This window comes from Extensimonas perlucida (genome assembly GCF_007655255.1).
GTDB classification, from domain to species: Bacteria; Pseudomonadota; Gammaproteobacteria; order Burkholderiales; family Burkholderiaceae_C; genus Extensimonas; species Extensimonas perlucida.
Genome location: NZ_VMYE01000020.1, coordinates 32,504 through 55,482, shown reverse-complemented (window position 1 = coordinate 55,482; position 22,979 = coordinate 32,504). Strand labels below are relative to the sequence as shown.

20 protein-coding genes are annotated in these 22,979 nt (G+C 66.0%); 8 read left to right on the top strand and 12 right to left on the bottom strand.

The features are described from left to right. Nucleotides 1–8: 8 nt before the first annotated feature. The 6 genes from ctaD to FK527_RS14010 all read right to left on the bottom strand — a co-directional run bounded on the left by ctaD (nucleotide 9) and on the right by FK527_RS14010 (nucleotide 7,244). Nucleotides 9–1,631 (bottom strand): cytochrome c oxidase subunit I, encoded by a 1,623-nt coding sequence (gene ctaD / locus FK527_RS14035; RefSeq protein ID WP_144735102.1) that lies wholly within the window; start codon nucleotides 1,629–1,631, stop codon nucleotides 9–11. 30 nt (nucleotides 1,632–1,661) lie between these two features. Further along, on the bottom strand, nucleotides 1,662–2,831 hold the full coding sequence (gene coxB / locus FK527_RS14030; protein WP_144735129.1) for a cytochrome c oxidase subunit II: 1,170 nt from the start codon (nucleotides 2,829–2,831) through the stop codon (nucleotides 1,662–1,664). 70 nt (nucleotides 2,832–2,901) lie between these two features. Further along, nucleotides 2,902–3,369, bottom strand: a complete 468-nt coding sequence (locus tag FK527_RS14025) for a DUF2244 domain-containing protein (RefSeq protein ID WP_246072820.1) — start codon at nucleotides 3,367–3,369, stop codon at nucleotides 2,902–2,904. Nucleotides 3,370–3,523: 154 nt separating this feature from the next. Beyond that, nucleotides 3,524–4,432: a class I SAM-dependent methyltransferase gene (locus FK527_RS14020; RefSeq protein ID WP_144735098.1), complete on the bottom strand. Its 909-nt coding sequence runs from the start codon at nucleotides 4,430–4,432 to the stop codon at nucleotides 3,524–3,526. A gap of 7 nt (nucleotides 4,433–4,439) precedes the next feature. Then, on the bottom strand, nucleotides 4,440–4,943 hold the full coding sequence (locus FK527_RS14015; protein ID WP_144735096.1) for a cyanophycin metabolism-associated DUF1854 family protein: 504 nt from the start codon (nucleotides 4,941–4,943) through the stop codon (nucleotides 4,440–4,442). Between the two features lie 18 nt (nucleotides 4,944–4,961). Further along, the gene (locus FK527_RS14010; protein WP_144735094.1) at nucleotides 4,962–7,244 is read right to left on the bottom strand and encodes a cyanophycin metabolism-associated ABC transporter; all 2,283 of its coding nucleotides are present in this window, start codon (nucleotides 7,242–7,244) and stop codon (nucleotides 4,962–4,964) included. Between the two features lie 195 nt (nucleotides 7,245–7,439). Here FK527_RS14010 and FK527_RS14005 point away from each other — a divergent pair, with 195 nt between their 5' ends. The 3 genes from FK527_RS14005 to FK527_RS13995 all read left to right on the top strand — a co-directional run bounded on the left by FK527_RS14005 (nucleotide 7,440) and on the right by FK527_RS13995 (nucleotide 12,805). Beyond that, on the top strand, nucleotides 7,440–9,653 hold the full coding sequence (locus FK527_RS14005) for a cyanophycin synthetase (protein ID WP_144735092.1): 2,214 nt from the start codon (nucleotides 7,440–7,442) through the stop codon (nucleotides 9,651–9,653). A gap of 72 nt (nucleotides 9,654–9,725) precedes the next feature. Further along, nucleotides 9,726–12,296 carry a cyanophycin synthetase gene (gene cphA / locus FK527_RS14000; protein WP_144735090.1) on the top strand — a complete coding sequence of 857 codons (2,571 nt, stop codon included), beginning with the start codon at nucleotides 9,726–9,728 and terminating at the stop codon, nucleotides 12,294–12,296. A 2-nt stretch (nucleotides 12,297–12,298) separates the two neighbouring features. Then, on the top strand, nucleotides 12,299–12,805 hold the full coding sequence (locus tag FK527_RS13995) for a CreA family protein (protein ID WP_425460449.1): 507 nt from the start codon (nucleotides 12,299–12,301) through the stop codon (nucleotides 12,803–12,805). A gap of 3 nt (nucleotides 12,806–12,808) precedes the next feature. Here FK527_RS13995 and FK527_RS13990 read toward each other — a convergent pair whose 3' ends face one another. Beyond that, nucleotides 12,809–14,320, bottom strand: a complete 1,512-nt coding sequence (locus FK527_RS13990) for a class I adenylate-forming enzyme family protein (RefSeq protein ID WP_144735088.1) — start codon at nucleotides 14,318–14,320, stop codon at nucleotides 12,809–12,811. Nucleotides 14,321–14,519: 199 nt separating this feature from the next. On the opposite strand from FK527_RS13990, the gene FK527_RS13985 reads away from it, so the two are divergent. The 3 genes from FK527_RS13985 (at nucleotide 14,520) to trmL (ending at nucleotide 16,267) form a co-directional block, all read left to right on the top strand. Then, nucleotides 14,520–14,966 (top strand): hypothetical protein, encoded by a 447-nt coding sequence (locus tag FK527_RS13985; RefSeq protein ID WP_144735086.1) that lies wholly within the window; start codon nucleotides 14,520–14,522, stop codon nucleotides 14,964–14,966. 172 nt (nucleotides 14,967–15,138) lie between these two features. Beyond that, complete coding sequence (locus FK527_RS13980) at nucleotides 15,139–15,744, top strand: ComF family protein (protein WP_425460448.1); 606 nt, start codon at nucleotides 15,139–15,141, stop codon at nucleotides 15,742–15,744. Nucleotides 15,745–15,787: 43 nt separating this feature from the next. Then, on the top strand, nucleotides 15,788–16,267 hold the full coding sequence (gene trmL / locus FK527_RS13975; RefSeq protein ID WP_144735082.1) for a tRNA (uridine(34)/cytosine(34)/5-carboxymethylaminomethyluridine(34)-2'-O)-methyltransferase TrmL: 480 nt from the start codon (nucleotides 15,788–15,790) through the stop codon (nucleotides 16,265–16,267). 11 nt (nucleotides 16,268–16,278) lie between these two features. Here the strand turns inward: trmL and FK527_RS13970 are convergent, their stop codons facing one another. Together FK527_RS13970 and pcaF are read right to left on the bottom strand one after the other, a co-directional pair. Continuing rightward, complete coding sequence (locus tag FK527_RS13970) at nucleotides 16,279–16,896, bottom strand: ParA family protein (RefSeq protein WP_144735080.1); 618 nt, start codon at nucleotides 16,894–16,896, stop codon at nucleotides 16,279–16,281. 55 nt (nucleotides 16,897–16,951) lie between these two features. After that, nucleotides 16,952–18,154, bottom strand: coding sequence for a 3-oxoadipyl-CoA thiolase (pcaF, locus tag FK527_RS13965; RefSeq protein WP_144735078.1), 1,203 nt, complete (start codon nucleotides 18,152–18,154; stop codon nucleotides 16,952–16,954). 99 nt (nucleotides 18,155–18,253) lie between these two features. On the opposite strand from pcaF, the gene FK527_RS13960 reads away from it, so the two are divergent. Then, the gene (locus FK527_RS13960; RefSeq protein WP_222116160.1) at nucleotides 18,254–19,666 is read left to right on the top strand and encodes a mannose-1-phosphate guanylyltransferase/mannose-6-phosphate isomerase; all 1,413 of its coding nucleotides are present in this window, start codon (nucleotides 18,254–18,256) and stop codon (nucleotides 19,664–19,666) included. Nucleotides 19,667–19,849: 183 nt separating this feature from the next. On the opposite strand, the gene moaC is transcribed toward FK527_RS13960, so the two are convergent. Further along, nucleotides 19,850–20,338 (bottom strand): cyclic pyranopterin monophosphate synthase MoaC, encoded by a 489-nt coding sequence (moaC, locus tag FK527_RS13955; protein ID WP_144735074.1) that lies wholly within the window; start codon nucleotides 20,336–20,338, stop codon nucleotides 19,850–19,852. Between the two features lie 75 nt (nucleotides 20,339–20,413). Between moaC and FK527_RS13950 the strand changes: the two genes are divergently transcribed. Next, a complete protein-coding gene (locus FK527_RS13950; RefSeq protein WP_144735072.1) occupies nucleotides 20,414–21,970 on the top strand; it encodes a M48 family metalloprotease in 1,557 nt (518 codons plus the stop codon). Here the strand turns inward: FK527_RS13950 and FK527_RS13945 are convergent. Both FK527_RS13945 and FK527_RS17810 read right to left on the bottom strand, forming a co-directional pair. Then, nucleotides 21,938–22,291, bottom strand: coding sequence for a phage holin family protein (locus FK527_RS13945; RefSeq protein ID WP_144735070.1), 354 nt, complete (start codon nucleotides 22,289–22,291; stop codon nucleotides 21,938–21,940). The two genes, FK527_RS13950 and FK527_RS13945, sit on opposite strands and share 33 nt — an antisense overlap. Nucleotides 22,292–22,504: 213 nt before the next feature. Then, on the bottom strand, nucleotides 22,505–22,801 hold the full coding sequence (locus tag FK527_RS17810) for a DUF2934 domain-containing protein (RefSeq protein WP_144735068.1): 297 nt from the start codon (nucleotides 22,799–22,801) through the stop codon (nucleotides 22,505–22,507). Nucleotides 22,802–22,979 lie beyond the last annotated feature (178 nt).

Here is a 22,979-nt window from a genome sequence, read left to right as displayed (position 1 = left end):
GTGTGCTTTCAGCCGATCACGCGGGTTGCCGTGGCGTCGAGCTTGGGCGGCGTCTCGAAGGTGTGGAAAGGCGCGGGCGATGGCACTTCCCACTCGAGGCCTTCGGCAGCTTCCCAGGGCTTTTGCGGCGCCTTGGCACCATGGCCACGCATCATGGGCAACACGACGAAAAAGAAGAAATACACCTGCGCCAAGCCGAAGGCAAAACCGCCAATGGATGCCACCACGTTGAAGTCGGCGAACTGCATCGGGTAGTCAGCATAGCGGCGCGGCATGCCGGCCAGCCCCAGGAAGTGCATGGGGAAGAAGGTGACGTTGAACGAAATCAGCGACCACCAGAAATGGACCTTGCCGCGCGTTTCGTTGTACATCACACCCGTCCACTTGGGAGCCCAGTAATAGAACGCCGCAAACATCGAAAACAGCGACCCTGCCACGAGCACATAGTGAAAATGGGCCACCACGTAGTAGGTGTCCTGCAGTTGGATGTCGAGTGGCGCCATGGCCAGGAACAGGCCCGTAAAGCCACCCATGGTGAACACGAAGATGAAGCCCACCGCAAACAGCATGGGGGTTTCAAAGGTCATGGAGCCGCGCCACATGGTGGCGATCCAGTTGAATATCTTCACGGCCGTGGGTACGGCGATCAGCATGGTCGCGTACATGAAGAACAGCTGCCCCGTCACCGGCATGCCGGTAGCGAACATGTGGTGCGCCCACACGATGAACGACAGAATCGCGATCGAGGACGTGGCGTACACCATCGACGCATAGCCGAACAGCTTCTTGCGCGCAAACGCCGGCACCACCTGGCTGATGATGCCGAAGGCCGGCAAGATCATGATGTAGACCTCGGGGTGGCCGAAGAACCAGAAAATGTGCTGGTACATGACCGGGTCACCACCGCCGGCAGGATTGAAAAAGCTGGTGCCGAAGTGGCGATCCGTGAGCGTCATGGTGATGGCACCTGCCAGCACGGGCATCACGGCAATCAGCAAATACGCGGTGATGAGCCAAGTCCAGGCGAACATCGGCATCTTCATGAGCGTCATGCCAGGCGCGCGCATGTTGAGGATGGTCACGATGATGTTGATCGAACCCATGATCGAGCTCGCACCGAGGATATGCATGGCGAAAATGCCCGCATCCATAGACGGCCCCATTTGCAACGTAAGCGGCGCATAGAGCGTCCAGCCCGCGGCCGGCGCGCCGCCCGGCATGAAAAACGACGCCACCAGCATGATCGCCGCCGGGATCATGAGCCAGAAGCTGAAGTTGTTCATGCGCGCAAATGCCATGTCGGACGCGCCGATCTGCAACGGGATCATCCAGTTCGCAAAGCCGACGAAGGCCGGCATGATCGCGCCGAACACCATGATCAGGCCATGCATGGTCGTGAGCTGGTTGAAAAGCTCGGGGTTGACCAATTGCAGACCGGGCTGAAACAGTTCCGCGCGGATCAACAAGGCCAGCACCCCGCCCACCATCAGCATGGTGAACGAGAACAGCAGGTACAGGGTACCAATGTCTTTGTGGTTGGTGGCAAAGACCCAGCGCCTCCAGCCGCTCGGCGCATGGCTGTCGTGGGCATGATCGGCTGCATGCCCATGGTGGTCGAGAACTGCGCTCATTTTGGATTCCTCACTGCAAAAAGACGATGATCATTTGCCACGCTGGGCCACCACTTCGGCGGGCTGTACCAGCTGACCGGTTTTGTTGGACCAGGTGTTTTTGGTGTAGGTGACGACGGCTGCGATGTCGGTGTCGCTGAGCTGCGACCATGCAGGCATGCCCAGAGCCTGGCGCCCTTGGAGCAAGAGCTGGACTTGCTTCGCATGGTCTTCGTCGAGCACGATGGCAGCTCCGTCGAGCGGCTTGATCGGCCCCGCACCCTTGCCGTTGGCCTGGTGGCAGGCGGCGCAGTTGGCCGCATAGACCTTTTCGCCACGCTGCAGGATTTCGGCTAGCGTCCAGACCTTGGCCGGGTCGTCGAGCTTGGCGGCGGCGGTTTTCTTTTGCACGCCCACCCAGTTGGTGTAGTCCTGCGCCGACACCACTTTCACGTGGATGGGCATATAGGCGTGCTCCTTGCCGCAGAGTTCGGAGCATTGGCCATAGTAATCGCCGACCGTTTCGGCGCGGAACCAGGTGTCGCGCACGAAACCAGGAATGGCATCCTGCTTGATTCCGAATGCTGGCACCGCAAACGAGTGGATCACGTCATTGGCCGTGGTGATGATGCGCACTTTTTTGCCCACCGGAACGACCAGCGGGTTGTCCACGCGCAACAGGTAGTCTGCAGGCGCCTGGCTCACGTCGCCGCTGTCGGACATGGCGCGCTGGCTACTGTCCAGCGTAGAGATGAAGCCCAAGCCCTCGCCCTCGCCATTGAGGTAATCGTAGCCCCACTTCCATTGGTAGCCCGTGACCTTGACGGTCAAGTCGGCATTGGTGGTGTCTTTTTGCGCCACGATCGCCTTGGTGGCCGGCAGGGCGATCAAGATCACGATGATGAAGGGCACGATCGTCCAGGCAACCTCCACAGCCACCGATTCATGAAAGTTGGCGGGCTGGGCGCCGCGGGACTTGCGGTGCTTCCAGATGGAGTAAAACATCACGGAAAACACACCAATGAAGATCACCGTGCAGATGATGAGCATCATCCAGTGCAGAAAATGCTGCTCCTCGGCGATTTTGGTCGCGGGCGCCGCCAGATTCAACTGACGCACCCCTGGGCCGCCAGGCAGGCTTTGCACGGCGTAGGCCGCCCCACCGACCCACGCACCGGCAGCGAGCGAAATACGCGCCAATCTGTTGGGAATGCTCTTGATATTTTCCATTTGCTTCTTTGTCCCGATTGAAAACCAACCCTTCGCTACAGCCCGCGCGCCGCCTTCTGTCTCAGGCCGCGCGCAAAGCCATACGTATTTCCGATGCCAGTGCAGCACGCAATTCAGGGCGCACAAAGCGTCCGACCTGCACCACCCGCCCCTGCGCAGACAAGGTGATCAGCGAACGATCGCCGGTTTTGGGTTCGACACGCACCCACTGGCGGTCGAACTCCGAGCGCTCGAGCCTGCCTGCAGTTTCGCGTTCCACGACAAGTCGTGTGCCCTCGAGCGAAATCCGCTCGCCGTCTGCCGCATGGCGGCCGTACACGAGGAATGCGATCCCCAAAGCGACGATCTCCACCCCCGTGAACGGCAGCACCAGCAATGCGCCGTGCATCCAGAAAAAGACGGCGATCGCCAGCGACAACGCGCACAAGGACAGGTACATGCCGGCGAGTTGCGCGGGCGTGAAAGAGCAATTGCGCGCAAGGCGCCAGTCCACACGCTGCCCCGTCACGGTGGCGAAACGAAAAACCATGCGGCCTACCTGCATACCCACTTCGCTCTGCGCCAGCGGCTCCGTCCATGCAATGGACGCAGACTGTCTTCTGAGCAGACACGATCTGAAACCAAACAATCGTTCGCCGGAGATTGTAGCGCGCCTTGCTTTAGATCATTGACAAGAAATTTACTCAGGATCTTGCTGGGTGGCCTGCTCGCAGCAAAGTGCGCATGTCTGCCAAAGACACGCTGCTTTGCTCTGTAACGCGCACGCGCGGCGCGGGCTTGAGCGCGTGGCCGTAGATGATCTCGAAGGTCAACGCGAGTTGTCCGCCATGGCGCGGGTCAGCGAGCCGATCCGCGAGCGTCCGGTGCAGGTGCGCACGCCAGTGGCGCCCACGCATGGCCGCGAAACGCTGCGGATGCAGGTTGCGGCCCAGCTCGGCGAGCTCTTGCAACAGCCGCTCGGGCGTCGCAAAGGTGAGCGTGAGGCGCTCCATGTCCATGACCGGCTCGGCAAAGCCCGCGGCGATCAGCATGTCGCCCCAGTCGTGCATGTCGGTAAAGGCGTGGCTGGGCGGTGGCCAACCGAGCTCAGCGTAGAGCGCGCGCAATTCGCGCAGGGTGTCCGGCCCAAGACAAGAAAACATCACATAACCGTCCACGGCCAGCGCCTGCTGCCATTGCACGAACAAGGCTTGCGGATCGGCTGTCATGTGCAGCGCCATGTTGGACCAGAGCATCTGCACGCTGCCAGGCGCTGGCAGCGCAAAACGGGCTTTCGGGGCGCGCCAGCGCGTCGGGCGCCACCAGGGCTGACGCAACGCCCCGCGCGCCACGGCTGCATGGCGCGGCACAGTTTCCACGACCACACATTCGGCCTGCGGATAGCGCTGGCTGATCAGTGCATGGGCCTGCAGACCACCGCGCACCGGCTCCCAATGGCACCAAACCTTGGGCGCCAGGCGTATCCATTGCAGGCGCTCCTGCATGCGCCGAGCCACCTCTTCGTGCAACCAGGGTGGGTACGCAGGTGCGGCGGCGTGCCAGCGCGCCGCCGCAACCGGGTCTATGGTGGGAGGGCGCCCGATCTCCGCCATGGCCGCATCAAAGGAAGCGCTCGAGCAAGCGCCGCGACGGGCGGTCGAGGGCGGTGGCGTCTGGCACCTTGAACTGCAAGCCATCGCTCGAGGAGACCAGCAAGCGCGTGCGGCTACCCAGGCGACGGATGTCCTCCTCACCCTTGAGCACGAACTGCGCCGGGCCGCGATCCGTTTGCACCTGCCAGGTGCTGGGCGTGGAGAAGCTCGAGACGGAGAGGATTTTTTCTATCGCCGGAGTGAACTCGCGCACGGCGAGTTCTTCTTCAACGAGCTGCCGATCCGCGGCGCTCAGCTGATCAAGGCATTCCACCCACACGACCTCATGCCCATCCGGGCCCAGCAGCGCCAGTCCTTCCTGTGGCGCGGCGATGGGAAAGGCGCGCACGGGCGTGACGTCTGTGTGCACGCTGCCATCGGGCAGGGTCAGCACCAAGCGTCCGTGCGCATCGCGCTGCAACATGGCCTCCATGCCAGCCGGGGCATGGGCGGGAGAAGTCTTTGTATTCATGCACCCATTCCTTCGCAGTCAAGCCTGGCCTGCCGGATGCGCCGAATGCAGCACGCTGCTTTCGATCACCACACCAGCGGCCTCGGCATCTTCTTCGGCACGGCGCACCTGCGCCTGGTACAGCCGCCAATACGCGCCCTGGCGCGCCATGAGCTCGTCGTGCGGCCCCACCTCGACGATCTCGCCGCGATCCATCACGACCAGGCGGTCGGCCTTGCGCAGCGTCGAGAGGCGGTGCGCGATGGCGATCGTCGTGCGCCCTTGCACCAGGTTGTCGAGCGCCTTCTGGATTTCTTTTTCCGTTTCGGTATCGACGGCCGAAGTCGCCTCGTCGAGGATCAGGATGCGCGGATCGATGAGCAGCGCACGCGCGATGCTGATGCGCTGGCGTTCGCCGCCCGACAGGCCCTGACCGCGCTCGCCGACGAGCGAATCGTAGCCATGCGGCAAGCGCAGGATGAATTCGTGCGCATGCGCAGCGCGCGCCGCAGCGACGATCTCCTCGCGCGTGGCGTCGGGCTTGCCGTAGGCGATGTTCTCGGCAATGGTGCCGAAGAAGAGGAAGGGTTCCTGCAGCACCAGCCCGATGTGGCGCCGGTATTCGGCCACAGCGAAACGGCGGATGTCCACCCCATCGACCTGGATGCTGCCTTCACTCACGTCGTAAAAACGGCAGATCAGGTTGACCAGCGTGCTCTTGCCCGAACCGCTGTGGCCCACAAGACCGATCATCTCGCCGGGGCGAATGTCCAGGTTCAGGCCGCGGATCACCGTGCGGCTGCCGTAGCGAAAACCCACGTTGCGCAGGCTGATCGCACCTCGCACCTGCGGCAGCGGCACGGGCTGGGCCGGGTCGGGCACGTTGCTCACGTGGTCGAGGATGTCGAAGATGCGCTTGGCGCCCGCGGCCGCCTTTTGCGTGACCGAGACGATGCGGCTCATCGAGTCGAGCCGGCCATAAAAGCGCCCGATGTAGGCGATGAAGGCCGTGAGCACGCCGACCGTGATCTGGTGGCGCGCCACGAGCCAGATACCAAAGGCCCAGACCACCAGCAAACCGACCTCGGTGAGCAAGGACACCGTGGGCGAGAACAAGGCCCAGGTCTTGTTGAGCTTGTCGTTGACTTCCAGGTTGTGCAGGTTGGCCTCGCGAAAGCGCTGCGCCTCGCGTTGCTCCTGGGCAAACGCTTTGACCACGCGGATGCCGGGAATGGTGTCGGCGAGCACGTTGGTCACTTCAGACCAGACGCGGTCGATTTTCTCGAAGCCGGTGCGCAGACGGTCGCGCACGTTGTGGATCAGCCAGCCGATGAAGGGCAGCGGCACCAGCGTGACGAGCGCAAGCCACGGGTTGATCGAAAACAGGATCGCCGCGGTCATGACGATCATGAGCACGTCGGTGACGAAGTCGAGCGCATGGAGCGACAAAAATACGTTGATGCGATCCGTCTCAGAGCCTATGCGCGCCATCAGATCGCCCGTGCGCTTGCCGCCGAAATAATCGAGCGACAGGCGCAGCAGGTGCTCGTACGTCGTGGTGCGCAAGTCGGCGCCTATGCGCTCGGACACCAGTGCGAGGATGTAGGTGCGCGCCCAACTCAGCCCCCAGGCGAACACCGCCGCCAGCAACAAGCCGCCCAGGTACAGCAACACCAGCGAAGGGTCGATCGCCTGGCCGTTTTGGAACGGAATCAGGATGTCGTCCATCAGCGGAATCGTCAAGTACGGCGGCACCAGCGTGGCCGCCGTCGAGGCCAGTGTGAGCAAAAACCCCGCAATGAGCTTGCCCTGATAGGGCCGCGCAAACCGCCACAGGCGCAGCAGCACCCAGGTAGAGGTCTGCGGCGGCTGGGCGCGGGCGCAGGCCGGGCATTCTTCGCTGTCGGGCGGCAGTGGCGTATGGCAGACGGGGCATACGGGTGCCTCAGATATTTCGTGCGCGGGGCCACCTGCCGTCTGCTGCTCGAAGCGCTGCAGCAAGCGTAGCGCCTGCCCGTGCTTGGACTGGGTGAAGCGCCATAGCGCGACACGCGCCTGCGCCGAATGCAGCTCCAAGGTACCTACGCCCGCATGGTCGAAAATCCGTAAGCTCCAGCCCGGCATCAGCGGCCAAGAACGCCAGACGTCAGAGCCGTTGCTGCCATCAAGCAAACGCCGGTTCGTGAGCACGAGCCAGCCCTCGGTGAAATGCAGGTCGACGCTCAGGTCAACCTGTAACACGGCCAGCACGTTCTCATCGGAAGCGAGTTCGGCGCGCAGCGCCGCCCCGGCAGCGCCGGAAATGACATCAGAGGTATCCACGAGCAGGGTGATATATGAAGAGCCCAATCTGGCGAGGATTATCCCCCGCCACGTACCCCAGCCGGCCAGAGCCGCTATTTCGCGCCATTTCGCGCCGGGCTGCTTGGGTTCCCATGGGCCTCACAATAGCAGCCGCAAACGGCTACCCACTGCCACGCCGATCTCTTGCCTTTTTTCGACCCATTCCACCACCTTATGGCCCAGACCTTCGACGACATCCGCCTGCTGCGCATCCAATACCTGCGCGGCCCGAACATTTGGACGTATCGCCCGGCACTCGAAGTATGGCTGGACTTGGGAGCGCTCGAGGACTATCCCTCGAACCGCCTGCCCGGTCTGACGGAACGCCTGACTGCGTGGCTGCCGGCCTTGCGCGAACACCACTGCGGCGTGGGCGAGCGCGGGGGCTTTTTGCAGCGGCTGCAAGAGGGCACGTGGTGTGGCCACATCCTCGAGCACGTGGTAATCGAACTGCTCAACCTCGCCGGCATGCCCACGGGATTCGGCCAGACGCGCAGCACCTCGCAGCACGGGGTCTATCGCATGGTGTTTCGTGCGCGCGACGAGCAGGTGGCGCGCATGGCGCTCGTGCAGGGGCACCGCTTGCTCATGGCCGCGATCAACGACCAGCCCTTCGACGTGGCCGCCGCCGTAGCGCGCGTGCGCACCGAAGTCGATGAACGCTACCTGGGCCCGAGCACGGCGTGCATCGTCACCGCGGCGACCGAGCGCGGCATCCCGCACATCCGCCTCAATGACGGCAACCTCGTGCAACTCGGCTACGGCGCGCGCCAGCGGCGCATCTGGACGGCCGAGAGCGAGTTCACGAGCGCCATTGCCGAAGGCATCGCCTGCCACAAAGACCTCACGAAAAGCCTGCTGCAGTCCTGCGGCGTGCCCATCCCCGAGGGCCGGGTCGTGCACAGCCCTGAGGAAGCCTGGGAGGCAGCGCAGGACATTGGTCTGCCCGTGGTCGTCAAGCCCTCGGACGGCAACCACGGACGTGGCGTAACGCTCGATCTGCACGAGCGCGAGAGCATCGAAGCCGCGTTCCATGTGGCCCAACCAGAAGGCAGTGAAGTGATGGTCGAGCGCTACATTCCTGGGAGCGAACACCGCTTGCTGGTCGTTGGCTCCAAGGTGGTTGCAGCCGCACGCGGCGAAGTGGTCTGCATCACCGGCAACGGAACCTCGACGGTTGCCGAGCTGATAGACACGCAACTCAACTCCGACCCGCGCCGCGGCTACGAGGAAGAATACCCGCTCGAACTCATCGACGTACGCAGCAACCGCGCCGTGCAGCTCGAACTGCAGCGCCAGGGCCTGGACGCCGACGCCGTGCCCGCCGCGGGCCGGCAGGTCGTGGTGCAGCGCAATGGCAACGTGGCCGTGGACTGCACCGACGAAGTGCACCCCGAAGTCGCCTATACCGCAGCCCTGGCGGCCAAAGTGGTGGGGCTGGACATCGCAGGCATTGACCTCGTGGCGCAAGACATCGCACGGCCGCTGCGTGAGCAAGGCGGCGCGATCGTCGAGGTCAACGCCGGGCCGGGCCTGCTCATGCACCTCAAGCCCGCCGTGGGCGCGCCGCAGCCCGTCGGGCAGGCCATCGTCGAACACCTGTTCCCCTCGGACGACGCGCACGCGCCGGCAGGCCGTATCCCGGTCGTGGGTGTGGCAGGCAGCCGCAACACCGCGCTGATCGCACGCCTCGTCGCCTGGCTTCTGCACTTGAGCGGCCGCCACACCGGGCTGGCCTGCCGCGCCGGCTTGTTTCTGGATCGCCGCCGCGTCGATGCCGCCGACAGCGCCCATTGGGAGGCCGCGCACCGCCTGCTCGTGAACAAGATGGTGCAGGCCGCCGTGATCGAGAGCGACGCGCGCGCGATCCTGCGCGACGGCCTCGCCTATGACCGCTGCCAGGTCGGCGTGGTCACCGACATGGAAGGCGCGCAAGACCTGCCCGAATACGACATCCAGGAGCGCGAGCAAATGGTCAAGGTGCTGCGCACGCAGGTCGATGTGGTGCTGCCCGAGGGCGCGGCCGTGCTGCACGCCGCCGATCCGCTCGTGGCGGGCCTGGCGCCCTTGTGCGATGGCAGCGTGGTGCTGTACGCGCAAGACCCGACGCTCGAGGTGATCGTGCAGCACCGCGCGCACGACCATGGCCGCGCCGTGCTGCTGCGCCAGGGGCATGTGGTGCTGGCCACGGGCAGCCATGAACAGGTGCTAGGCACGCTCGCCGAGCTGTGTTTCGGCCGCAACGCCGTGGTGCCCGACACCGAGGCGCTGCTCGCCGCGATCGGCGCAGCCTGGGCGCTCGACATCTCACCCGACCTGATTTCCGCAGGCATCAAGACCTTCGAGCCCGCACTGCCGCTGGCCGAGATCGCCTCGGCGCGGGTCTGACCACCGTTACACCATCATTTCCCTCGCACGGCCCTGGCGACACGGCCCAGACCAACACCCCAAGAGACTCTCATGGAAGTATCCCGTATCCGCGCACTGCGCGGGCCCAACCTCTGGAGCCGCCACACTTCTATCGAAGCCATAGTGGCTTGCGCAGAGCCGGAGCGCTCCATAGACCAATTGCCAGGCTTCGAGGCGCGCTTGCGCGCGCTCTTTCCCGCCATCGGCGCTTTGCACCCCGAAGGCGGCGGCGCGGTATCGCTCGCGCATGTCCTGCAAGCGGCGGCGCTCGCATTGCAGGCGCAGGCCGGCTGCCCCGTGAGCTTCGCGCGCAGCACCGCCACAGTCGAGCCAGGCGTGTACCAGGTGGTGGTCGAATACAGCGAAGAAGCCGTGGGCCGGCAGGCGTTCGACGATGCGCAGCGCCTCATCGCAGCGGCGCTCGGGCAAGGCAGCTTCGACGCCGACGCGGCCATCGCGCAGCTGCAATCGCTCTACGAAGACGAGCGGCTGGGCCCGAGCACCGGCGCGATCGTCGAGGCTGCGGCGGCGCGCGGCATTCCGTGGCGGCGCCTGACGCGCGGTAGCCTGGTGCAATTCGGCTGGGGCTCCAGGCAGCGCCGCATCCAGGCCGCCGAGATCGACGCCACCAGCGCCGTCGCCGAATCCATAGGCCAGGACAAAGACCTCACCAAGCGCCTGCTGCACGCCGCGGGCGTGCCGGTGCCGCGCGGCCGCCCGGTCGAGAGCGTGGACGAGGCCTGGCAAGTGGCGCTCGAAGTCGGCCTGCCCGTGGTCGTTAAGCCGCAGGACGGCAACCAGGGCAAGGGCGTGACGGTCAACATCAACGACCGCGCCGGACTCGAAGAAGCCTACCGCAGCGCGGCCGAATACGGTACCGTCATGGTCGAACGTTACCTGCCGGGGCACGACTTTCGCCTGCTCGTGGTGGGCGACCAGCTCGTCGCGGCCGCGCGGCGCGACCCGCCGCAGGTGCTCGGCGACGGCCAGCACACGGTGCGCGCGCTGGTCGAGCAGGTCAACCAGGACCCGCGCCGCGGCGAGGGCCACGCCACCGCGCTGACCAAGATCCGCCTCGACGACATCGCGCTCGCGCAGCTCGCCGCGCAAAACCTCACGCCCGACTCGGTGCCGGCCAAAGGCCAGCGCGTGATCCTGCGCAACAACGCCAACCTCTCCACGGGCGGCAGCGCCACCGACGTGACCGACGACGTACACCCCGAAGTCGCGGCGCGCGCCGTGGCCGCCGCGCAGATGGTGGGGCTGCACATCTGCGGCGTGGACATGGTCGCGCAGACCGTGCTGCGCCCGCTCGAAGAACAAAGCGGCGGCATCGTCGAGGTCAACGCCGCACCGGGGCTGCGCATGCACCTTGCGCCCTCGTATGGCAAGCCGCGCAATGTGGGCCAGGCCATCGTCGAGCGGCTGTTCGCGCACGGGCAGGAGGGGCGCATCCCTGTGGTCGCGGTCACGGGCACGAACGGCAAGACCACCGTCACGCGCCTGATCGCGCACCTCTTTACCGCGCACGGCCAGCGTGTGGGCATGACCAACACCGACGGCGTCTATGTCGATGGCCGCCAGATCGACAGCGGCGACTGCTCGGGCCCGCGCAGCGCGCGCAACGTGCTGCTGCACCCCGAGGTGGACGCCGCCGTGTTCGAGACCGCGCGCGGCGGCATCCTGCGCGAGGGCCTGGGCTTCGACCGCTGCCAGGTCGCGGTAGTGACCAACATCGGTGCGGGCGACCACCTGGGCCTGAACTACATCACCACCGTGGAAGACCTGGCCGTGCTCAAGCGCGTAATCGTGCAAAACGTCGCGCCCACAGGCTATGCCGTGCTCAACGCGGCCGACCCCATCGTCGCCGCCATGGCCTCGGCCTGCCCCGGTCAGGTGATCTACTTCGCGAGCGACCGCCACCACCCCGTGATGGCCACGCACCGCGCGCAAGGCAAGCGCACGGTGTATGTCGATGGCGACTCCATCGTCGCCGCCGAAGGCTCGTGGCGCGAAGCCATCCACCTGCGCGACGTGCCCATCACGCGCAACGGGCGCATCGGCTTTCAGGTCGAAAACGTCATGGCCGCCGTGGCCGCGGCCTGGGGCGTGGGCCTGCCCTGGCAGACCATACGCCGCGGGCTCTCGGGCTTCGTGAACGACACCGACAACGCGCCGGGGCGCTTCAACCTCATGGACTACCGCGGCGCCACGGTGATTGCGGATTACGGCCACAACGCCGACGCCATGCGCGCCCTCGTGGCCGCCATCGACGCCCTGCCCGCGCGCCGGCGCAGCGTGGTCATCAGCGGCGCAGGCGACCGGCGCGACGAAGACTTGCGCGTGCAAACCGAGATTCTGGGCGACGCCTTCGACGACGTGATGCTTTACCAGGACGCCGCCCAGCGCGGCCGGGACGACGGTGAAGTGATCGCGTTGCTGCGCGAAGGCCTGGCCGGCGCCAAGCGCGCACACCACATCGAGGAGGTGCGCGGCGAATTCCTCGCCATCGACAAGGCGCTCGCGCGCCTGGAGCCGGGCGACCTGTGCCTGATCCTCGTCGATCAGGTCGAAGAAGCGCTCGCGCATCTGGCGCGGCGCATCCAGGAAGTCAGCGCGTGAGCATGCGCCTTGTTGTCCTGATGCGCACCGCCTTGGCCATCGGCCTCGCTGCGGCATGCGGAATCGGCCTACTGCTCCTCGCCAAGGCACACGCTGAAGTCATAGGCGCCGTCAGCACCGCCTTTCAGTGGGTAGGCCCCAACCACAAAGTGGTGGTCGAGGCCTACGACGACCCGCTCGTGGACGGCGTGACCTGTTACGTCTCGCGGGCGCGCACGGGCGGCATCTCCGGCGCGCTGGGGCTGGCGGAAGACAAGGCCGAGGCATCCATCGCCTGCCGTCAGGTCGGACCCCTGCGCTTTGACAAGCCCCTGCCCCTGCAGGACGAAGTGTTTTCCGAGCGCATGTCGGTACTGTTCAAGCGCCTGCGCGTCGTGCGCATGGTCGATCCAAAGCGCAACGCCCTGGTGTACCTGACCTACTCGGACAAGCTCATCGACGGCTCGCCGCAAAACGCCGTCACTGCCGTACCTGTCCTTTCTTCGCAGCCAATCCCTATCAAAAAATGAGCTTCAAGTGCTTGTCAATAGGGCGCGAAGCTCGGTTTTTAGCACTTTTCCGTAGCTGTTCTTGGGCAGCGCCTCGACGAACTCGTAACGCTTGGGGCGCTTGAAGCGGGCGATGTGTTCGAGGCACAGCGCATCGAGCTCCTCGGCGCTGACCTCGTCGCCCACGATGAAGGCCACGGGCACTTCGCCCCATTCGGCGTCGCGCAGGCCCACGACAGCCACTTCGCGCACCTGCGGGTGCAAGAGCAGTACCTCCTCGACCTCGCGCGGATAGATGTTCGAGCCGCCCGAGATGATCACGTCCTTGGAGCGGTCGAGAAGTGTGAGAAAGCCGTCCGCGTCGAGCTGCCCCACGTCGCCCGTGTAAAGCCAGCCGTCGCGCAGCGTCTTGGCCGTGGCCTCGGGGTTGCGCCAGTAGCCGGGCATCACGCTCGGCCCGCGCACCACCACCTCGCCCAGGGCGCCGGGCGGCAAGGTGTTGCCGGCCTCATCGACCACGCGCACCTGCACCGCTGCCTGCGCCGTGCCGACCGAAGCGGCGCGTTGCAGCCAGCGCGGATGGCCCATGTCGGCCAAGTGCCAGCGCGCGAGCGCCGTGATCGTCATCGGGCTCTCGCCCTGGCCGTAAATCTGCACGAAACGCTGCCCCATCACGCGCAGCGCCTCGCGCAGGTCGTCGACGTACATGGGCCCGCCGCCATAGACGATGGTTTTGAAACCCGACACGTCGGCACCCGTCGCCTTCACGTATTCGACGAGGCGGCGCACCATGGTCGGCGCGGCAAACAGCGTGAGCCGTCCCACCGAGGCCGCGAGCTGCACGAGCTCGGCCGGATCGAAGCCGCCCGAGCGCGGCACCACATGCCGCGCGCCGCGCTGCATCTGCGCGTAGTTGTAGATGCCCGCGCCGTGCGACATAGGCGCGGCATAGACCATGGCGTCCTCGGGCGCAATGTCGTCCACGTCGGAAAAGTAGCACAGCGTCGTGGTCAGCAGGTTGCAGTGCGTCTGCATCACCCCCTTGGGCCGGCCCGTGGTGCCCGAGGTGTAAAACAGCGAGGCGAGGTCGTCAGGCGCGCGCTCCTGCAGCGCCAGCGGCGCGTGCAGCAGGGCCTGCGCGTATGCCGCGCTGCCGAGCACCAGCGTGTGCGCCGCATCCGCCCCCGCGGCGAGCGCCGCGTCCCGCAGCTCTTCAGAGACGAACACCCAGCGCACCCCGGCGTCGGCAAGCACGTAGGCCAACTCCTTGGCATGCAGTTTGTAGTTGACCGGCACCGTCACCGCACCGGCCCAATACACGGCGTGCAGCGCCTCGAGGTATTGCGGGCAGTTGGCGGAAAAAATCGCCACGCGCTCGCCCGGCGCCACGCCCCATTGGTGGCGCAAAAAACCCGCGAGCCCGGCCACGCGGGCACCGAGCGTGCGGTAATCCATCAACACTTCGTCGCCCGTGAGCACGGCAGGCCGCTCGGCATACGCAAGGGCGCTGCGGCGCAACAGTTCGGTGATATTCATGGGGAACGTCTCCTGAAGAAAGCAAGCCATTTTCCCGCCATAGACTTGCAAGGCCGCTTCCAGCACATCAGTGAAAACCCTGATACGACGACCATCCTGAAAAAAGGCCTTAATTTCCCCTTCTTTTTGACGAAATGAAGAGCGAGACGGCGGAAGTCCATTGCGCGCCGCTTCATTTGTTTGCCGAAAGGAGCACCCCATGCCCATTCATGCCGTAGACCGATCTCCTCCTTGGCGACCGCAAGGGGCGGACTTGTATTCGAGCGGCGCCTCGGGCGCGCCGCCCGTGCGTCCGGTCAACACTTCACATCCGGTCGAGTCGACCGACCGCCTCGGCGAAGGCAGCACCTTGCGCACCCCCGAAAAGCTGCAAACCGAAGGCACGGACGGCATGCGTGCGCGCCGCGACGGCATCGAGACTCCGGCCGAAAAAGAGCAAAAAGCCAAAGAACAAATTCCGCCGCAGCCTCCGCTGTACCAGCAGTTGCTGGACTTCGTCCAATCGATGTGGCGCGCCAGCAGCAACGCCGTGGAGGTCGCACAAAACGTCCACCAGACCGCGCAGCAGGAGCGCCTGGCACAGCAGGCACCACCGGAGTCGCCGACCTACTCGGCGCCCAAGATCAAACGCAGCGGCGGCTCTTGAAGGCCCGCTCCCGCAGCGCATGCGCTTTGGACTCATGGCCGCTTTGCCCGCTGGTGCCCCACGTTTTACCGCGCAGATAGCGCGCAGGGTATACGACCACCTTCTGTTTCGCGTGCCCAGCCAATGCGCAATCTGCCGCGTCTGGCCTGCGCAACGCATCTGCTCGGGTTGCGTGGCACGCTTCGCCCAGCCACGCACGCGTTGCCTGCGCTGTGCGCTGCCTGTACCCGCGGGCGTGCACACCTGTGGCGCCTGCCTGCGCACGCCACCCATGCTCGACGCCTGTCACGCTGCGGTCGATTACGGCTACCCCTGGGCCGGGGTGATCGCAGACTTCAAATTCCATGGCGACCCGGGCTGGGCGGCAGCGCTGGCAGGATTGCTACGTGCCACACCCGGCGCCGAGTCAGCGCTCGATGCCGCCGACCGCGTGCTGCCCGTGCCGCTCGCTCGCGCGCGCCTGCGCGAACGCGGCTTCAACCAGGCCGCGCTGCTCGCGCAGCGGCTGGCAGCGCACAAAACCGACAAGCACCTGCTGCTGCGCCTGCGCGACACGCAAGCGCAAAGCAGCCTGCCGCGCCGCGAACGGCTGCGCAATCTGCAGGGTGCTTTTGCCGTCGAGCCGCTGCGCGCGGCGGACCTCGCCGGGCAGCGCATCGTGCTCATCGACGACGTGCTCACAACGGGCGCCACGCTGGACGCCGCAGCGCAGGCGCTGCGCGCTGCGGGCGCCGCGCACATCACCGCGCTGGTGCTCGCGCGCACACCGGCACGCTGAACGCGAAGCGCGGGGCATGGAGCCGCGCGCGACAATGCGCACCATGTTCCGCATCGTCCTCGTCGAACCTGAAATCCCGCCCAACACCGGTAACGTGATCCGCCTCGCGGCCAACACCGGCTGCGAGCTGCACCTGGTCGAGCCGCTGGGCTTTGCCATGGACGACCGGCGCCTGCGCCGCGCGGGGCTCGACTACCACGAATATGCGCGCGTGCAGCGCCACCGCGACTGGGAAGCCTTACTGCAAAGCCAGCAGCCCGATCCCGCACGCATGTTCGCGCTGACCACGCAAGGCAGCCAGAGCGTCTATGCCGGCCGCTTCATGTCCGGCGACTGGCTGGTGTTCGGCGCCGAAACACGCGGCCTGTCGCCCGCGTTGCGCGAGCGCTTTCCTCCTGCGCAGCGCCTGCGTCTGCCCATGCGTCCGGGCCAGCGCAGCCTCAACCTCTCGAACGCCGTGGCCGTGACCGTGTTCGAGGCCTGGCGGCAAAATGGATTTGCCATGCCAGACGACGCGCCGTGAAGCACTGATGTTCAGGTATCGAGCCAGGCGCAAATCCCCTGCCACTGTGCCAGGTCACGTGCCACGCGGCTGGGCGCGACGTCGAACAGCGTGAGCCCGTGCGCTGCGAGGTGCAGGTAGTTTTGCGTGTCGCGCAGATAGCCCAGCACCGGCAGGCCCAGCCCGCCGACAAAGCGCTGCAGCTGCTCGGCCGCGTGCGTGCGCTCGTCCACGCGCATGCCCACCAGGCCCACCGACACGCCTGCGGCGCGGCGGTGCTCGGCAAGCTGCTGCAAGAAGGCATGCGTGGCAAAGATGTCGAACACGCTGGGCTGCAGCGGCACGATGACCTTGTCGGCGCGCTTGAGCAAGGCGTCCAGGCGCTTGCCGTGCAGGCCCGCAGGGGTGTCGATCACGACATGCGTCGTGCCTTTGGGCGGCTTGGCGACCTGATCCGGGCCAATGTCCCAGGTACCTATGGGGCGCGCCTGCGCCGGGCGCAGCCCCAGCCACATGCGCGCCGATTGCTGGCGGTCGGTGTCGCCGAGCATGACGGCGTGGCTTTGCGCGGCAAAGTAGCCCGCGATGTTCGTCGCGAGCGTCGACTTGCCAACGCCGCCCTTGGGGTTGGCGACCAGGACTATGCGCATGGCCGCCCCTCTTGCCTGGAAATCGTGGGTCGATCCATATCCTTCGTAGCGCGCCTCACACGCGCTCGAGGATCACGGCGATGCCCTGGCCCACGCCTATGCACATGGTGCACAGCGCGTAGCGCCCGCCCGTGGCGTGCAGGCGGTTCACCGCGGTGGTGGCCAGGCGTGCGCCGCTCGCGCCGAGCGGGTGGCCCAGGGCAATCGCCCCGCCCCAGGCGTTGACGCGCGCGTCGTCGTCGGGCAGGCCGAGCAGGCGCAGCACGGCCAAGCCCTGCGCGGCAAAGGCTTCGTTGAGCTCGATCACATCGATTTGCGCCAGATCGAACCCCGTTTGCGCGAGCACTTTTTGCGTCGCAGGCACCGGGCCTATGCCCATGATGCGCGGCGCCACGCCGGCCACGGCCATGCCGACCACGCGCGCCTTGGGCGTGAGGCCGTGGCGCGCGGCCTCGGATTCGCTGGCGAGCAAGAGCGCGCAGGAGCCGTCGTTCACCCCGCTCGCATTGCCTGCGGTCACGCTGCCGTCGGGCTTGACCACGCCCTTGAGCTTGGCCAGCGCTTCGAGGCTGGTTTCGCGCGGGTGCTCGTCCTGCGTGACGACGATGGGATCACCCTTTTTTTGTGCAATGTGCACGGGCGTGATCTCGCGCGCGAGGTGGCCGGCGCGCTGCGCGGCCACGGCTTTTTGCTGGCTGGCAAGCGCCATGCGGTCTTGCGCCTCGCGTTCGATCTTGAACTCGGCAGCGACGTTTTCCGCCGTCTCGGGCATGGAATCGGTGCCATAGAGCTGCTTCATGCGCGCGTTCACGAAGCGCCAGCCTATGGTCGTGTCGTAGATCGCAGCATTGCGGCTGAAGGCGGATTCGGCCTTGGGCATGACGAAGGGCGCGCGGCTCATGCTCTCGACGCCGCCGGCGATCATCAGGCCCGCCTCGCCCGCCTTGATCGCACGTGCCGCCGTGCCCACGGCGTCCAGCCCCGAGCCGCACAGGCGATTGATGGTCGCGCCCGGCACTTCCACGGGCAGGCCGGCGAGCAGGCCCGCCATGTGCGCGACGTTGCGGTTGTCCTCGCCCGCCTGGTTCGCACAGCCGTAGAGCACGTCGGTGAGGCGCGCCCAATCGACCTGCGGATTGCGCTGCATCAGCGCCTGGATCGGGATCGCGGCAAGGTCGTCGGTGCGCACGCTCGCGAGCGCGCCGCCATAGCGGCCGATAGGGGTGCGGATGGCGTCGCAGATGAAGGCTTGGGTCATGGCGTCTCCTTGTCGATTCGATAAGCGCCGATAGTACCTGCAGTCACCAAGCCTGGATTTGCGACAATGGCGCCCTCTTTTTGCCGGAGCACCGTTTTCATGATCTGCCCCGTGGTTCTGTGTGGTGGCTCGGGCACGCGCCTGTGGCCGCTCAGCCGCAAGGCCCTGCCCAAGCAATTCGTCCCCCTGATCGACGGCCAAAGCCTGCTGCAGCTCACGCTGGCGCGGCTCAAGCTGCTGCAGCCCGAAGCCGACACCACGGCCGAGGCACGCGCCGTCTGCGTGGCGGCTGAAGAGCACCGCTTTCTCGTGCTCGATGCGCTGCAAGCCACGGGCGTGCGCGGCGAGGTCATCCTCGAGCCCGTGGGCCGCAACACCGCTGCGGCGATGGCGCTCGCCGCCTTGCGTGCGCCCGCGCACGAGCTGCTGCTGTTTTGCCCGGCCGACCACCACATCCCCGACGCCGCGGCCTTCGCCGCAATGGTGCAGCAGGCGAGCGCGGCCGCGCGCAGCGGCGCCATCGTCACCTTCGGTGTGCACCCAAGCTTTCCGAGCACGGCCTACGGCTACATCCAGCAAGGCGCGGCACGCGGCGACGGCAGCTACGCGGTGGCGCGCTTCATCGAAAAACCCGACGCCGCGCGCGCGCAGGCGCTGCTGCTGCAGGGGGACGTGCTCTGGAACGCGGGCATCTTTTTGTGCCAGGCCGACGTGCTGCTGGCCGCGCTGCAGGCGCACGCGCCCGACATCCTCGAGAGCTGCCGCCGCGCCATGGCGGGCGCCACGCAGGACGAGGTCTTCATCCGCCCCGAGCCCGCCGCCTTTCGCGCCTGCCGCGCCGAAAGCATCGACTACGCCGTGATGGAGCATTGCCAGAACGTCGCCGTCGTGCCTTTCCACGGGCGCTGGAGCGACGTGGGCAGCTGGAACGCGGTGGCCGAGCTCACGCCCGCCGACGCGCAGGGCAACCGCATCGTCGGCGCGGGCCTGGCGGTGCAGGCGCAGGACACCTACATCCACGCACCGCACCGCCCGGTGGTGGCGCTGGGCACGCAAGACCTGTTGATCATCGACACGCCCGACGCCGTGCTGGTCATGGAGCGCAACCATGCCGAGCAGGTCAAGGGCGTGGTCGCGCAGCTCGAAGCGCAGCAGACGCCGCAGGCCGCGCAGCACCGCAAGGTGGCGCGCCCCTGGGGCTGGTACGACAGCGTGGACGCGGGCGAGCGCTTTCAGGTCAAGCGCATCATGGTGCGCCCCGGCGCTGCCTTGAGCCTGCAGCTGCACCACCACCGCGCTGAGCACTGGATCGTCGTCAAGGGCACGGCCGAAGTCACGCGCGGCAAAGAGAGCTTTTTGCTCACCGAAAACCAGTCCACCTACATCCCCATCGGCGAATTGCACCGGCTGCGCAACCCGGGCAAAACCGACCTGGAGATGATAGAGGTGCAGTCCGGAAGCTATCTCGGCGAGGACGACATCGTGCGCCTCGAAGACCGCTACGGGCGCTAGGAGTCTGTCGGACTTTGGGCGTCGATAGCGAGAATGCGCCCCAGCGAGAACAGTTTTTGCCGGATTCGCCGCCCCATAGTGGTGTTATGGGGCAAGAAGACGGTAAAAAATGGGCCGCTGCGGCGCATTCACAGCCGACGATTCCAAAGTCCGACAGGCTCCTAGGACGCTTGATGCACGTCTTCAGCGCGCGACGAAGTTGCCCGACTTGCCGCCGTGCTTTTCGAGCACGCGCACGTCGGTGATCGTCATGCCGCGATCGACGGCCTTGCACATGTCGTAGATCGTGAGCAGCGCCACCTGCACCGCAGTGAGCGCTTCCATCTCCACGCCCGTGGGCCCCACGGTTTCCACGGTTGCAGTGCAAAATATGCCGATAGCGCCTGTCACATGGGCACTAGCAGCTTCGAAGTCGATAGCAACACGCGTGAGCGGCAGCGGGTGGCACAGCGGAATCAGCTCGCTCGTCTTTTTCGCGGCCTGGATGCCCGCGATGCGCGCGATGCCCAGCACATCGCCTTTTTTCGCGCTGCCCGATTCGATCAGCGCGAGCGTCTCGGGCAGCATCTCGATACGCCCGCCGGCCACGGCGATGCGGTGCGTCGCAGGCTTGGCCGCGACATCAACCATGTGGGCTTGGCCTTGGGCGTCGAAATGGGTTAGTGGGGACATGGCGGGGGACATGGCAAGGGATTGTCGGGGACTGGCATCATACGGATCTGCGTCCATGGCACGAGACGGTCTTTTATGCGGATTTTCAAGCCAAATCGGCCTCTAGCCTTTATCCATAAAGCGCTAGCAGCTTCTCTTATAGTAGCAATCGGAGCTGCACTGCCCATCAGCGTGCCCGCGCAGACGCGCTTGCCCGCGCTCGGCGAGGGCGGCGACATCACCGTCGCCGAGGAGCGGCAGCTCGGCGACATGATCGTACGCGACATCTACCGCGACCCGTCCTACATCGACGACCCTACGCTGGCCGAATACGTGCAAGGCATCTGGGACGAACTGCTCGCCGCGGCGCGCAAGCTCGGCGAGCTCACGCCCGAAATCGACGAGCGCTTCGCCTGGGAGGTGCTCCTGATCCGCGATCGCACCGTGAACGCGTTTGCGCTGCCCGGCGGCTATATGGGCGTGCAGTTCGGCCTGATCGGCGTCGTGACCTCGCGCGACGAGCTCGCTTCGGTCATGGCGCACGAGACCAGCCACATCACGCAGCGCCACATCTCGCGCCTGATCACGCAGCAGGGCCAGCAGACGCCGCTCGTGATCGCCGCGATGGTGCTGGGCGCGCTCGCGGCTTCGCGCAGCCCCGACGCGACGCAGGCGCTGGTGCTGGGCGGGCAGGCGCTCGCGGTGCAAAACCAGCTCAACTTCTCGCGCGACATGGAACGCGAGGCCGACCGCATGGGCTACACGCTGATGCAACCTGCTGGCTTTGCGCCGCAGGGCTTCGTGAGCATGTTCGACAAGCTGCAGCAGGCGAACCGCCTCAACGACAACGGCGCCTGGCCCTACCTGCGCACGCACCCCTTGACCACGCAGCGCATCGCGGACATGCAGGCGCGCCTGCAGTCCGCCGGCCTGAGTTTTTTCCTGCCGCCGCCCACGACCGAGCACGCCATGCTCTCGGCGCGCGCGCGCGTGCTCGCAAGCCCCGGCGTCGATGCGCTGCGCCAGCGCGTGGCCGAACCCAAGAGTCCGGGCTTTGCCAGCCTGCCGCTCGCGCGCCGCGCCGCCGCGCTATACGCCACGGCGCTCGCGAGCAGCCAGTTGCGGGATTTTGAGGGCGCGCGTGCCGGGGCCAGGCAACTCGCCGACACCGTGCGCGCCGACGCCGCTGCGCTACGCCAGGCACAACTGCTGGCGGCCGAAATAGAGCTCGCTGCGGGTGACGCCAATTCCGCGTTGCAATACCTGCCGGCGGCGCACACCAAGGTGCCGGAAAAGCGCCCCGAACTGCTGCTGCGCGCGCAAGCCCTACTGCGCAGCGGCCGCGCGGCCGACGCCGCCGAGGTGGCCGAGACCTTGCAAACCTGGGTGGCCACGCATCCGCGCGACGCCACGGCGTGGCAACTGCTGGCCAGCGCCTGGCAGGCCCAGGGCCAAGCGCTGCGCGCGATACGCGCCGAGGCCGAATCCTTTGTCGCGCATTACGACTACGCAGCGGCGGTCGATCGCCTCCAAGCCGCGCAAAACCTCGCGCGCAAGGGCGGCCCCAGCGTTGATTACATCGAGGCTTCGATCATTGACGCCCGCCTGCGCGCCGTGCAGCTACTTGCGAAGGAGCAGGCCGCCCAGCGCTGAATCGATCACGAGCCCGAGCAGCGAATACAAAACCGACCCCCACAGCGCCGCGCCAAAGCCGTTCACGTGAAAACCCTCGAGGATGGAGGCAGCGGCCCAGAACAGCAGCGCGTTGATCACGAACAAAAACAGCCCCAGCGTGAGCACCGTCACTGGCAAGGTCAGCAACACCAGCACGGGGCGCAACGCCACATTGAACAAGCCGATCACCAAGGAGGCGATCAAGGCCGCACCAAAACTCTGCACCTGCACACCGCTATACAGATACGCCACGCAAAGCAGCGCGACCGCGCTGAGCACCCATTGAAGAAGAAGTTTCATGCTCAAAGGATAGCACCATGCCGCGGCACGGTGGCGGTGTTCAATGCGCCACCGCCCCGCCGGCAAACAGGTTCCTGATCTGCCCTTCGGCTTCAACCCAAATTGTTCATTAGGACGCGGGATGATGGCGAGGTGGCTGGCGAGGCAGTTTGGCTGCTGAGGAGAAGTCCATGGCCGGTGCCATGGACGCCGAGGCAGCGGCCAAAATGCCCGTCAGGCGCCCGCCAGAGCCCGCGTAGGTGCGCAGCACCGCCTAATGGACAATCTGGGTTCAAACCAATCCTCATCCGGCGAGCGCCCCTGGAAGCCCCGCTGCTCGGCGATGAAATAGGCCGCCTCGGCCACATAGCGGTGGTGCAAGTCGGCAGGCAAAGACTGGGCGCTCGAAGTGCGCGACTTCTTTGCACGTGCTACAGCCGGCTTGCGCGCGGCACTCGCACTGCGCACAGCAGCGGAACCCGCAGCGGTCGCCTTTTTGGCCTTGGGCGCTGAAACAATGGCTTTTGTCATGGCTCACCTTTTTGAAAACGATCCGCGAACATTGGCAACTGCCCCACAGCCGTGCCGTGGGAAAGGCATCGTACCTGCGCACGCACAACGAGACAAGATGCTTATAACGGCAAAAGGCAGTTTTCGACCCCAGCAAATGCTGGGAATCCTTATCGCCCGGTCTTTGATCCGGATTGTT